Origin of the sequence: Halobacteriovorax sp. XZX-3 (genome assembly GCF_043196495.1) — a bacterium.
Lineage (GTDB): Bacteria > Bdellovibrionota > Bacteriovoracia > Bacteriovoracales > Bacteriovoracaceae > Halobacteriovorax_A.
Genome location: NZ_JBEBMO010000001.1, coordinates 1,281,244 through 1,293,897 on the forward strand (window position 1 = coordinate 1,281,244; position 12,654 = coordinate 1,293,897).

Consider the following 12,654-nt stretch of genomic DNA (forward strand, 5'->3'; position numbering starts at 1 on the left):
GACTGATTAAGACGCCATATCATCATAGTCCATCCACGCATCGTTTGGTTCGAGGATTTCCATGTCTTTGTGAGGCATCTTTTTCTTATTAAGCATTTTTTCTTTCTTTCTTTGTACCTGTTTTTCAATCTTAGCAACAACAAGATCAATGGTCTTATATAGGCTATCAGAGTGAGCTTTCGCATGGTAATCGAACTTCGGTCCAATTACTTCAACTTCGGCATAGTGTTCGCGACCATCCCTAACCTCACAACTCCATTTTAGATGTAGATTTCCATCAAGGTATTTTGCGATTTTTTCTGACTTTTCTTGGATTCTCTCATCAAGTGCTGGCGTATGATCTAGGTGTCTAAAACTTACTGTTACTTTCATAAAATACGTTCTCCTCTATGTGTATAGTATCTTGGCTAAACCTATCGGCAGTTTCTCCAAAATATCGAGCTATTTTACTTTTCTTTTTGACGACGACAAAATCCCAAGCATTTCTCTATACTTAGCGACTGTACGTCTCGCAACCTTCACATCTTCTTGGCTCAAAAGGTCGGCAATCTTTTGATCCGATAAAGGTTTCTTCTCATTTTCATTGTCGATAAGTTCCTTAATTTTTAATTTTAGAACTTCACCTGCAACGTCGATTCCACCTTTGTCTCCACCGATTCCCGCATTGAAAAAATACTTCAATTCAAATAGGCCAATTGGTGTATGCATATACTTATTTGAAGTAGCACGAGACACTGTTGACTCGTGAACTCCCAGCTCATTAGCAACATCTTTTAGAACCATAGGCTTTAAATGTTTTGGCCCCTTCTTAAAAAATTGCTGCTGCTTTTTCACAATTGATTTTGCCACTTGATCAATTGTACGCTGTCTCTTATTTATAGACTTTATTAGCCATAAAGCCGACTTAAGTTTTTCTTCTACGAATTCTTTAGCTTCTTTATTTTTCAGGGATTCTGCTTGATTAAGCATATCCTGATACATTTTAGAAATTCTTAATCTTGGTACACCATCGTCATTAACCTGAACAACGAACTCTCCCCCTACTTCAACAACAAATACATCAGGTGTTACGTAATGAGTATCTCCACCACCTACAAGACGTCCTGGTTTAGGGTGAAAATTATGAAGCAGTTTTGCAGTTTCAATAATCTGTTCTTCTGATACTCCAGTGTCTGCAGTGATTTTCTTATAATCTCTATTTTTTAGATTTGTTAAATGAAAACGAATTAGCTTCTCTAAAAGCGGTGAACGCTCTTCTGCAATTCTTGCTTGAGCTAGCAGACAGTCAACAAGGTCTTGAGCACCACAGCCAACTGGATCAAGACGTTGAACAATTTCTAAAATATCTAGACAGTGCTCACGCTCTAATTTTGTTTTTTCAATAAGCTCATCAAATGGACATGACAGATAGCCATCATCATTGATATTTCCAATAACCTCAATGGCAAAATCAATCTCGACATCGTTTAAAGCTTCCATACGAAGCTGCCATTCAAGGTGTTCAGCAAGGGACTCTCCCTTTGAAACCATATTCTCATAATTAGGCATATCGTCTGGACTAAGAGAAGGTGCGGCCATATTTGGCTCGTATGTCGTCGAGTTATAACTATCGACATACTTTTGCCAATCCATATCATCGCCACTACTCATCATGGCCTCTTCTTTAAAATCGTCGGCCTTGGCTTCTTTAGTTTGACTCTCTAATTTATCAAGTTTGTAATCACTTTCACCAGGTGAAAACTCTTCCAGCATTGGATTTTCTACCATCTCCTTAGCGATGACATCTGTCATTTCTAAATGGCTTAATGTCAGTAATTTAATCGCCTGCTGAAGCTGCGGCGTCATCACGAGCTGCTGAGTTTGACTGAGATTCTGCGAAAGTTTTGTGGCCATATTGGTTCCTTATTCTTAGTAACCAGACCAGCTTATTTGCTTGGTCTAGCTACATTCTAAATTCTTCACCAAGATAGAACTTCCTTGCTCTTTCATTGTTTACAATTTCATCCGGTGTCCCACTTACAAGTAATTCTCCACTACTCATAATAAACGCGCGATCAACTACTCCTAATGTTTCTCTCACGTTGTGGTCGGTGATTAGTACACCGATATTCCTTCTCTTTAGACTGTTAATAACACTTTGAATGTCATTAACTGCTAACGGGTCAACTCCAGCAAAAGGCTCGTCGAGAAGAACAAACTTAGGCTCAAGTGCCAGAGTTCGTGCAATCTCAACTCTTCTTCTTTCACCACCGGAAAGAGCTGAACCAAGAGATTTTCTAATATGTCCAAGTCCAAAGTCTGCTATCAAGTTATCAAGAAGTGTCTTCTTCTTGGCCCTTGGTAGTTCTCGATTTTCTAGTACCGAGAAGATATTGGCCTCAACTGTTAAATCTCTAAAGATGCTGGCTTCTTGTGGAAGATAACCAACTCCCTTTAATGCCCTAATATGAATTGGTTGCTCTGTTAAGTCTTCGCCAGATAAATCTATTGTTCCTTCATCTGCCTTAACTAGCCCTACCATCATATAAAACGATGTTGTCTTACCAGCACCGTTTGGGCCGAGTAGTCCTACGACTTCTCCTTGCTTAACATCGATTGAAACGCCTTTTACGACTTCTCTGCCGCCGTAGACTTTCTTTAAACCATGAGCTGATAATTGTGCGATTTCTTCAACCATGCTGCTATTACCTTATTTTAAAGTTCGTATTAGCATCATCAACTTCTATGGTCTCGATGTCACGCCTAAGAACAATTGTATTTCCTTTTAAAACGTCTTTCTTTTGATAAACCCGTGGGAGACCAAGCAGAACAATTTTATCCTCTGCCATATATCCCTCAAGTCGCTCACTAAAAGCCTTTCTTTTAAAAGGAACTTGTCCCTTAGGAGAAACAGTTTCCTCAATGACCACATCGTCATATAGTGCATAATACTTGAGTTTTTTATTGTAGTTATCTAGATAGATTTCGCCATTTCGGGCACTTGCAAGTAGTTGAGATTTCTGAAATTTTACATTTCCACTCATGTTGGCATTGCGATTGCTCTTATCAACAATAATTGAGTCTGCAAAAAACTTAACCGAGTCCTCATAGGCCCTCACTCTTTGAACCCTTCCCTCAACATTTCCGTCATAAGTTCCAACTTCTGTCACAAGATTATAACTTAGCTCATCTGCATTTACCGCGACTTCATAAGCCGAATCAAAATCTTTTGAAATCGATTCTGTCTTGCCACGGAAATTCACAACCTGAGAATTATCTGAATAATTCATACTCTCTGACTTAATACTCATATTGCGATTTCTAAGAACGACCTTTCCTCTAAGAGAAAGATATTTTTCCTTCGCGTTCAAGACACCAGTGTAAGCATCGTAATACATTGGCTCTGCTTGATGATCGTTAATAAGAACCCCATTAGGCTCTGTTAGAATAAGAACATCTGTTGTTAAATTTTGAGAAACCTCTGCCGCTTCAAGGTGATAGCGAGCATCTTTATCTGTCTTTTTAAAGTACTTAACATTTTTAAAATACGAATAAATATCTTGGTTCAAAAGATCCGTCATCGACTGTTCTAAGTCCTCGTCTTCGTAACGGCTAAAGAGTCCAAATAATGTTGATGTCATGATGCCAATAAGAAATAACCAGATTGACAAACGTTGTCCAACGCTTAGCAAAAACAACTTCCTTCAGTTTATGTAAATAATCAGCTATTTACGTCCTTCTATTTTACGACAAATAAGTGCGTCATGCCAATTGTAAGTATTGAAGTCTTTTCCATTGGTGGTGTATTTGGTAGACTTAATCGCTCAAGAATACACAACACTTAAGGGAATCAATAACATGACTTTAGAGATTGAAAAAATCGTTGCCGAAGGCGTAAAGCTTACACCAATGATGGCCCAATATCACGAAATCAAAGTGAACTATCGTGACCATATGCTAATGTTTCGCATGGGTGACTTTTACGAAGTCTTCTTTGAAGATGCAATCAATGCATCTAAAATTCTAAATATTGCACTCACTCACAGAGGAAAACTTGGTGAACACAAAATTCCTATGGCAGGAATTCCACACCATGCAGCTGCAACTTATATCGATCGCTTCTCAAGCGAGGGACTTAAAGTCGCAATTTGTGAACAAGTCGAAAACCCAAAAGAAGCAAAGGGGATTGTTAAAAGAGCTGTTACTCAAGTTGTCTCTCCAGGGATGCCTTACGATCTCGATAAAACAGATTCAAAAGAAGACCAATTCATTCTTGCCTGTAATGAAGTAAATGGCCGCTTTGAAATTGTTGCCATTGATTTTACAACTGGATTCTTCAAAGGTTTTATTCTTGATAGCTTTGAAGACTTTATTGAAAAAATTCGCGTCCTTCATCCTAAAGAGTTCATTACATACTTAGGACAGTGGGATAAGTATGAGAGTGTCGCTACTCTTAATGAGCACAATGGAACTCTTGTCACTCACCTTTCAAAAGAATATTTTAATGAAAAGTACTCAAGTGTTTATCTTGAAAAGTTAATTCCAACTTATAAACGTGATCAACTTTTAAATGAAAACCAAAGTGTTCTCGGCCCAATTGGAGCGCTTTCATATTATATTTGTTCGACTCAAAATCATGAAGAGTTCACTCACCTCCACGCTTTCAGTCTATCTGATCGCACGGGTAGCATGAAGGTTACAATCCCTACTCTTACAGGATTAGAGATACTTCCAAAGTCACGTGAAACTTATAAAGACTCACTTCTTGGCTTTATGGATAAGACAAAAACATCAATGGGTTCAAGAAAACTAAAAACTGTTTTCACAAACCCACTAACAGATCGAAAAGAAATCACAAATCGTCTTGATACAATTGAGTTCTTTTTAAAACATGATGATCTTTTACAAGATACTCGCGAGGCTTTAAATAACGTTCGCGATCTTGAAAGAATCCTAGCGAAGGCCGCGACAAACCGTGCAAATGCTGGGGACCTTTTAAATATTTCAAGTGCAGTCGATGTATACGAAGAATTAACAAATTCGCTAAGCGAGCTTCCAACAAATGTCTTTAAAGAAATGAAAACGGAAGACAAAACGAATTTATTCAAGCTTCGTGATGATATTAAAAAGACAATTAACGATGAAATAGGTGCAAATCTCGATAAGGGTAACTTAATCAGAGAAGGCGCAAATGAGACACGTGACCACCTTGCAAAGATTTCTCAAAATACGGCCCAAGCTCTAGTCGAACTAGAAAATCGCTACCGCGAAGAAACAGGAATTCAAAAGCTACGTATTAAATCAAATAATGTTGCTGGCTACTTCATTGAAGTTTCTAAAACTCATTCAGATAAAGTTCCTGCAAATTTTATTCGCAGGCAAACTCTTGTTAACTCTGAGAGGTACGCAACTGAAGAGCTAACTCAATTTGAAAAAGAAGTTGTTGTTGCACGCGAAAAGCTAGAAAAACTTGAAAGAGAAATCTTTAAAGGGCTAATTAAGCAGATCACGGATTTAAGCCATGCAATTCAAATGCTAGCAAATATCCTATCTGCAACAGATACTCTTCAATCACTTTCTTGGATTGCACGAAACGAAGAATTCTCAAGACCAACTATTTCTGAAAAGTCTCGTGACATGGATATTCGCGGAGCATGGCACCCACTAATTAAAGCTGCCATCAAAGATCAATTCATTCCGCACGACCTTAAACTTAATGATGAAACATACTTCGGTCTTATTACTGGTCCCAACATGGCCGGTAAAACAACAGTTATGCGTGAGATTGCGATCATCCAACTTCTAACACAAATTGGATCATTCGTTCCTGCAGATAATGCCAAAGTTAGCATTTGCGACTTCCTATTCAGTCGTCTTGGTGCAAGTGATGACATCCTAAAAGGACAATCGACTTTTATGGTGGAAATGGCCGAAACAGCTGAGATCCTAAGACACGCAACAGATAAGTCACTTATCATTCTTGATGAAGTGGGACGTGGTACTTCAACTTATGATGGCCTTTCAATCGCTTGGGCCCTAGTTGAACACTTCATTGAGAACACAAAAGCACTTTGTCTATTTGCAACTCACTACCATGAGCTAATTGATCTTGCGGATCGCTACCCTGAGGCAAAAAACCTTACAGTAGAAACGCAAAACCATAGAGGAAATGTTAAATTCCTATATCGTCTCGTTGAACAAGCCGCTTCACAATCATTTGGTATCTACGTTGCCAAACTTGCAGGCCTTCCTCCAACTGTACTTAAGCGTTCACAATCAATTCTTAAGAGCATGGAAAAGGAATCAAGCGTATCTCAAGCCTTACTTGATAGTGATCATAGCGAACAATTAGATTTCTTCAGTGTACAAACACCAGCAGAAATACCTGAGTACTTGAAACAAGTTGAGGATCACTTATCAAAAGTCGATATCAACAACTTAACTCCTATTCAGGCCCTAAATAAGCTCAATGAATTAGTTGATCAAATTACTTTAAACTAGAAATAATTTCCAAGGGCGCTTTCTAAAGCGCCCTTTCTTTTAATCTTCAGCGTTCATACCGATAAATACAGTATGAGCACGAATAATAAGCTATCTGAAATTTACGATTACTACAAAAAAAGCAAAGCCGCTAAGAAGATAAGACAAGATCGTCTTAGAAAGAGATTCTACGCTTTTATCCTAGATATTTATCTTGTGGTTTTTGCCAATAAGGCACTAACTTTTATTTGGCTTTCATTTGTAAATAATTTCATTTCAAATATTTCGACTTCGCCAAAGGTTTCATCAATGGCATTTCAGAGTCAGACAACACAGCTATCACTTGCAATCATGTTCTTTAGCTACTTCTTCTTTTCTTACTACTTAGGAAATGGACAGACTTTAGGGAAAGCATTTTTCAAGTTAAAGGTTGTGAAGTCACACGATGTAACTGAGCCATTAAGTGCCCTTGATTGCTTTGGACGCTCAATCGGCTATGTTTTCGCTAACCTACTTTTCTTTTTACCACTTGTGATCAACTTCTTAAGACATGATCAAAAAGGTGTGCAGGACTTCATCTCTCAAACTCATGTGATCAGTACAGAAGAATTCGCTTATGCACTAGCAGAGATCCAAGCAGATACCGAGCCAGTTGAAGAAGTTGAACAAATCAGCCTATTCGGTTAGGGGCGCGGGTACCAATCGAGAATTCGGATACTTAACTAAGAATTATTTCTTAAATTCACAAAAATACAATAACGAACACTCCATAAAGCGATGCTTCGAGGCTAATTCATTAAAAATTTCATGGAAAAGTGAGAATTAGATATGATTCTCTCTTCTATATAATTGAATTCTCGATTGGTACCCGCGCCCCTAAAGTTCGAGATTGGCGAAGATCTCGCTGGCACGGCCCACGACACGTGACTTTAGTTTTTCGTCACAGCTCACTGACTTACTCGGACGACTCCCCTCACACTCTTTTTGATATGGCTTCATAACTGTCTTATTAGCAACCTTAGACTTGTTATAGCCTTCACTACTTCCATTAAAGAGATCACGCTGAGAACTATCACTTGAATCCCACGGTCTTTTCACACAGGCCTTATGCTCACCTTTTTGCGTACGACGAGAACGCTCCTCTTTATGATCGAGTATAATCTCAAGTAAAGATTCATCAGAATTTTCAATACGATTTTTAATCTTATTCTTTGTCGTTTTAACAAAAGTTTTTTCTAAACTAAGGGCCATAATATTCTATTTTATCTGCCCCTATGATTTCGTGCAACAAAGAACTTACTGGTCTCCGTAAAGGCTATTAATACTGGCCTTTAGCTTCTCCATGCTCTTGGTTCTTAAAATTACTTCATCACTATTTAAGAGAACTTCAACTTCTCGATCAACTGTCTTTCCACCTTTTCTCACAATATTATCTAGAACAGAAATGCTACAACCATTTCTCCCCTCAATATAATTGTGTTTTACATTTGAGTTTTCTGTACGCTCAGACATTTGAAGATTTCGCCTGGTCTGTCTTTCAAGAATATATGCAATTGAAGCAGCATCACATAACTTCGCTAACTCAAGACGAGAAACATCTTTGTAGCAATCATCCTGAACAAGTCCAAGGATGATGAGCTCTTCTTTCGCAAAATTATCAAGAAGCCCTTCTCTATGAGCAACTTCGAGGTAATCCCTTGGATACATACCATCAGCACAAACCGTATCAATACTTCCACCTAGGGCCTGGTAATGAAGAAGATTATTCATATTATTAAAAATGGCAGAGCTTTTGAGATCTTCCATGATGGCCTGCTGCTCATAAGAGCCAAATAAATTACTAGAAGTGGCCATTGCTGGATATGTAGAACTTATCGTTTCTTTCATATGATTAGTATTGAGATAAATCCCTTTAGCAAATTCACATGCCAGATTATCTCCTAACCCATTTCGATAAGACTCTGCCACATCAATATGCTTTGATATTAAATCAGAAATCGGAGATGGTTTCCCTCCAAGTGATCTTGAAAGAATCTCTTGTCTAATTAACTCCATAACCTTTGTATCATCAAGTCCCCCAGATTCGAGAGAAAGCTTTAATAATTTATAATAGTCGTCTGAAAGGTTTCCATTGGCATCCATACCTATATAACGAGGATATTGATTTGCTGCCTTTGCAAGTTTGGCCCCTTTGTAATTTTCTTTAAGATAACTAATTAGTCCATCCACATCACCTTCGAAAGTAATATAGGCCTTTGCTAACTCAAGATCTTTATAAGACTCATTATCGACAATATAGCCAGAAGCTTGGGCCGAACGAATAAGACGTTCGATAGCGGGATTTACTTTATAGAAACCAGTATTTGTTTCTACATTATATTCATAGTATGGAGCTGTGGAATTACTTATAATCTCAGTTACCAATTTTTCACGCTCACTACGACTTAACTCATTCTTTGGATCAACACTTGCGAAATAACTTTCTAAGTCCACTGTATCATTAGCTGAATGGGATATATGATACTGTAATTGATTTTTTGCAAATGCAGATGCAATCGCTTTTTTATCTGGCATTTTCAGATTAACACCGTAATTCGTAAAGCTGCCCCCCATGCCCATTCCCATACCAGGATAGCCACCCCCAGAAGAGTTCATATTTTGATTCTGTTCTTGAACCATGACACATTCAACACATGCATCCATCTCGGCAAAGTCTTCGAACTTATCATCAAAGGCAAAGGTTAAAAGAGAACAAATTGATATCGTGGCGATTTTAAGTGCTTTCATACTCGACTATTCGGAGTGAGTAATTTGTACGCTTAAATAATTAATGAACTAAATAAAATTAGGAAAAATCATCCAAGCTAAGACATTATCACAATTAGGGACAAACTAATAAATGCCACAATATTGAGAATAACGCCAAAGCTAATCATACGATTCATAGGGACGAGACCTGTTCCATAGACAATTGCATTTGGTGGTGTGGCAACTGGTAACATAAAGGCCATATTACAACTAAAGGCCACGACAAAAGCCGCAGTAATACTTGAATAATTTGCTTGAGTTGCTGCTGCAATCAGAATTGGAACTAAAACATTGGCCGCAGCAGTATTGCTTACAAGCTCAGTGAGTAATATTGAAATTCCAACAACAAGAACAAGAAGAGCAGCAAAGCTCCAGTTACTAAAAATACTAATCAAGTTATTTGCCACAAAATCGGCAATTCCTGTTTTAAAAAGTGTCGATCCTAGAGAAAGACCAGAGCCAAAGAGTAACAGTGTTCCCCAATCAATTGTCTTAATATCATCTTGATCCAATAATTTTGTACGACTATAAATTGGTGCCATAAAAAGAGTACAAGCAGCAATGATAGCAACCATCCCCGCTGTTAAATATTTTTGAACATATATTGAAACGATATGCCCCTTACCTAATATGAGTGAGCATAAACTTGGAGCAAACCATAAGAAAATGGTAATCGTAAAAATGAGCATTAAGCGTATTTCGTTATTTGTAATTTTATTATTCTTACCTAAGCTCATCATGAGATCATTCTTATCAACTTTCTTAATATCTTCAGTAATTTTCCTCTTTGCATAGAAGAATAAAATTATTGAAAAGAAGATTGTCAGGGGAAAGCCAAACTTGCACCAATCCCAAAAAGTTAAAACTTGATTTGTATGCTGCTCAAGTAGTCCCATTGTAATAAGGTTTGGAGGTGAACCAATTGGAGTGGCCATTCCACCAACGGATGCAGCATAGGCAACAATTAATAAAAAATACTGCTTTGTCTTTTCTTCTTTCACTTTAAAAGACTTAAGTAAGCCAAAACCGATTGGCAGCATCATTGCAGTTGTAGCGGAATTTGAAACCCACATCGAAAATAGACAAGTGACACCAATAACGACGGCCAGAGTACGATTGAAGTCACCATCAATGAAGCGAGTATTTAGAATCGTCACCGATAATTTTCGATCAAGGCCAAGCTTCTCCATCGCACGCGCTAAAAGAAATCCTCCCATAAACAGAAAGATAATCTGAGAGCTAAAACTACTGAAGGCTTCTTCAAAAGAAACCACACCAAATAGAACAGTCAGAGCAACTCCCATCATTCCTGAAATAAATAAAGGAGTACTTGAAAGAAGCCATTGAATAACAACATAAGAAAATATTGCTAAGAATGTTTTTGCATTAGTTTCGAGCTGTAAATCTGAAGTATAGACTAAGAAGAAAGCGACGATTCCAAGAAATTGAAAAACCACCGACATTGTCGAGCTATGTTTCCACTCATGTAAGAATTCACGGTACAAGCTTTTAAACATAGATCAATATTCCAAAAAAGAGGCCCTCCTAATAAGAGGGCCTTCTACAATTATTTTAAGAAACCAAAGTGTAGTTCATCAGTCTGCTCTTTTGAAGGAACAGATGGTGCATTCGACATCATATCACTTGCTGTCGTTGTCTTAGGGAACGCGATTACATCACGAATATTATCAGTTCCGGCCTTAACCATTGTGATACGGTCTAGACCTAGAGCAATACCACCATGTGGAGGTGTTCCGTACTTAAGCGCATTTACAAAGAACCCAAATTGATTAGCAACTTCTTCTTCACTCATACCAAGAACTTCAAACATTCTTTCCTGAACTGCACCGTTGTGAATTCTAATTGATCCACCACCAAGCTCGTACCCGTTACAAACGAGGTCGTATGCTTGAGCAGGAAGGTCGCGAAGAGTTTTATTGCTAACATTGATCTCTTCGTTCATAAATTTATCCATTTCACTAATCTTAGGAGAAGTGAATGGGTGGTGTTTTGCATAGAATCTTGATTCATCAGTTTCAAAACATGGGAAGTCATTTACCCATAGGAATGCGTAACCGTCTTTGATTAGACCAAGCTCGCGCCCTAGGTGGCGACGAAGAGCATCTGCACTATCGTGTACAATTCCCTCTTGATCTGCAAAGAATAGCCATGTTCCATTTTTTGCATCTCCATCTAAATCAGAAAGACTTGATAAACTTGCAAGAACCTCTTCAGTAATGAATTTAGAGATACCACCAGAAACGGCACCATCTTCAACTTTAAAGAATGCAACACCTTTTCCACCGTGAGGTTTTACAACATCAACGAATCCATCAAGAATCTTACGAGAAAATGTTCCCATTGAAGCTGGTACGAACATCGTCTTAACCATTCCACCACTTTCAATTGCTGATTTGAAAACACCAAATTCAGTATCTTTAAAAATGTCTGAAACAATATGTTGCTTTAATCCAAAACGTACGTCTGGTTTATCTGAACCGTAGTCTCTCATTGCATCGTTGTAATGCATAACTGGAATTTCAAAATCAGCGCCTAATTCAAAGATATTTCTCATAAGATCAGTTGCGATATTTTTCATATACTCTTCAGTAGCAAATGAAACCTCAATATCGATTTGAGTAAACTCTGGCTGACGGTCAGCTCTTAAGTCCTCGTCACGGAAGCACTTACAGATTTGGAAGTACTTATCAGTTCCACCAATCATAAGAAGTTGTTTAAGTGTCTGTGGCGACTGTGGAAGAGCGTAAACGTGACCAGGGTGAACACGAGATGGAACAACGTAGTCACGAGCACCTTCTGGTGTCGACTTATAAAGAATTGGTGTTTCAACTTCGATGAAGTCGTTTGCACTCATTGTATTTCTTACGTCTAGAGTAATTTTAGAACGAAGCTTTAGAATATCTTGAAGCTTCTTTGTTCTTAAATCTAGGTAGCGGTACTTAAGCTTGTTATCTTCTGTCGCTTCAGTTGCACCATATGGAAGAAATGGAATATTATTAATATCACACTCTGATAGAACTTCTAGTTCAGTTACGTGAACTTCAACTTCTCCTGTGGCCATATTCTTATTTAGCGCTTCTTCAGGACGTCCTGCAACAGTCCCAATAACCTTGATAACTGATTCAAGATGACATTTTTTAAGAAGATCAGCGTCGCCCTTGAAGTTTGTGAAGTTAAGTTGAGTTACACCAAATTTATCTCGTAAATCGATAAAAGTTAGACCACCTAGGTCGCGGTTCTTATTTACCCAACCGCATAGTGTTACTACATTACCGATGTGCTCGGCCCTTAATTCTCCTAAATTGTGAGTTCTCATCAAACCCTTAATCTGTGACATGCTAATCCTCTTGATATATAGTTTTTTGG

At 38.1% G+C, this 12,654-nt stretch carries 10 protein-coding genes; 2 read left to right on the forward strand and 8 right to left on the reverse strand.

All coding sequences use genetic code 11. The annotated features are described in order from the left end of the window. Nucleotides 1–6: 6 nt before the first annotated feature. The 4 genes from hpf to ABMA70_RS06100 all read right to left on the reverse strand — a co-directional run bounded on the left by hpf (nucleotide 7) and on the right by ABMA70_RS06100 (nucleotide 3,620). Nucleotides 7–372 (reverse strand): ribosome hibernation-promoting factor, HPF/YfiA family, encoded by a 366-nt coding sequence (gene hpf, locus ABMA70_RS06085; protein ID WP_392990965.1) that lies wholly within the window; start codon nucleotides 370–372, stop codon nucleotides 7–9. A gap of 69 nt (nucleotides 373–441) precedes the next feature. Beyond that, nucleotides 442–1,893: an RNA polymerase factor sigma-54 gene (rpoN, locus tag ABMA70_RS06090; protein ID WP_103216418.1), complete on the reverse strand. Its 1,452-nt coding sequence runs from the start codon at nucleotides 1,891–1,893 to the stop codon at nucleotides 442–444. A gap of 49 nt (nucleotides 1,894–1,942) precedes the next feature. Beyond that, entirely contained in the window at nucleotides 1,943–2,677 is a 735-nt protein-coding gene (lptB, locus tag ABMA70_RS06095; RefSeq protein ID WP_103216417.1) for an LPS export ABC transporter ATP-binding protein, read from the reverse strand. A gap of 7 nt (nucleotides 2,678–2,684) precedes the next feature. Further along, on the reverse strand, nucleotides 2,685–3,620 hold the full coding sequence (locus tag ABMA70_RS06100) for an LptA/OstA family protein (protein ID WP_392990962.1): 936 nt from the start codon (nucleotides 3,618–3,620) through the stop codon (nucleotides 2,685–2,687). A gap of 166 nt (nucleotides 3,621–3,786) precedes the next feature. Between ABMA70_RS06100 and mutS the strand changes: the two genes are divergently transcribed. Together mutS and ABMA70_RS06110 are read left to right on the forward strand one after the other, a co-directional pair. Further along, the gene (gene mutS / locus ABMA70_RS06105; protein WP_103216415.1) at nucleotides 3,787–6,480 is read left to right on the forward strand and encodes a DNA mismatch repair protein MutS; all 2,694 of its coding nucleotides are present in this window, start codon (nucleotides 3,787–3,789) and stop codon (nucleotides 6,478–6,480) included. Between the two features lie 72 nt (nucleotides 6,481–6,552). Beyond that, nucleotides 6,553–7,146, forward strand: a complete 594-nt coding sequence (locus tag ABMA70_RS06110) for an RDD family protein (RefSeq protein ID WP_103216414.1) — start codon at nucleotides 6,553–6,555, stop codon at nucleotides 7,144–7,146. 189 nt (nucleotides 7,147–7,335) lie between these two features. Here ABMA70_RS06110 and ABMA70_RS06115 read toward each other — a convergent pair whose 3' ends face one another. The 4 genes from ABMA70_RS06115 to aspS form a co-directional block, all read right to left on the reverse strand. Then, nucleotides 7,336–7,710, reverse strand: a complete 375-nt coding sequence (locus ABMA70_RS06115; RefSeq protein ID WP_103216413.1) for a hypothetical protein — start codon at nucleotides 7,708–7,710, stop codon at nucleotides 7,336–7,338. Between the two features lie 45 nt (nucleotides 7,711–7,755). After that, nucleotides 7,756–9,246 carry a hypothetical protein gene (locus ABMA70_RS06120; protein ID WP_392990960.1) on the reverse strand — a complete coding sequence of 497 codons (1,491 nt, stop codon included), beginning with the start codon at nucleotides 9,244–9,246 and terminating at the stop codon, nucleotides 7,756–7,758. A 77-nt stretch (nucleotides 9,247–9,323) separates the two neighbouring features. Further along, nucleotides 9,324–10,784 carry an SLC13 family permease gene (locus ABMA70_RS06125; RefSeq protein WP_392990958.1) on the reverse strand — a complete coding sequence of 487 codons (1,461 nt, stop codon included), beginning with the start codon at nucleotides 10,782–10,784 and terminating at the stop codon, nucleotides 9,324–9,326. Nucleotides 10,785–10,834: 50 nt separating this feature from the next. Further along, the gene (gene aspS, locus ABMA70_RS06130; protein ID WP_392990956.1) at nucleotides 10,835–12,625 is read right to left on the reverse strand and encodes an aspartate--tRNA ligase; all 1,791 of its coding nucleotides are present in this window, start codon (nucleotides 12,623–12,625) and stop codon (nucleotides 10,835–10,837) included. Nucleotides 12,626–12,654 lie beyond the last annotated feature (29 nt).

Coding starts and splice junctions, on each gene's coding strand:
- hpf (WP_392990965.1), bottom strand. CDS start 372: ATGAAAGTAACAGTAAGTTTTAGACACCTAGATCATACGCCAGCACTT.
- rpoN (WP_103216418.1), bottom strand. CDS start 1,893: ATGGCCACAAAACTTTCGCAGAATCTCAGTCAAACTCAGCAGCTCGTG.
- lptB (WP_103216417.1), bottom strand. CDS start 2,677: ATGGTTGAAGAAATCGCACAATTATCAGCTCATGGTTTAAAGAAAGTC.
- ABMA70_RS06100 (WP_392990962.1), bottom strand. CDS start 3,620: ATGACATCAACATTATTTGGACTCTTTAGCCGTTACGAAGACGAGGAC.
- ABMA70_RS06110 (WP_103216414.1), top strand. CDS start 6,553: ATGAGCACGAATAATAAGCTATCTGAAATTTACGATTACTACAAAAAA.
- ABMA70_RS06115 (WP_103216413.1), bottom strand. CDS start 7,710: ATGGCCCTTAGTTTAGAAAAAACTTTTGTTAAAACGACAAAGAATAAG.
- ABMA70_RS06120 (WP_392990960.1), bottom strand. CDS start 9,246: ATGAAAGCACTTAAAATCGCCACGATATCAATTTGTTCTCTTTTAACC.
- ABMA70_RS06125 (WP_392990958.1), bottom strand. CDS start 10,784: ATGTTTAAAAGCTTGTACCGTGAATTCTTACATGAGTGGAAACATAGC.
- aspS (WP_392990956.1), bottom strand. CDS start 12,625: ATGTCACAGATTAAGGGTTTGATGAGAACTCACAATTTAGGAGAATTA.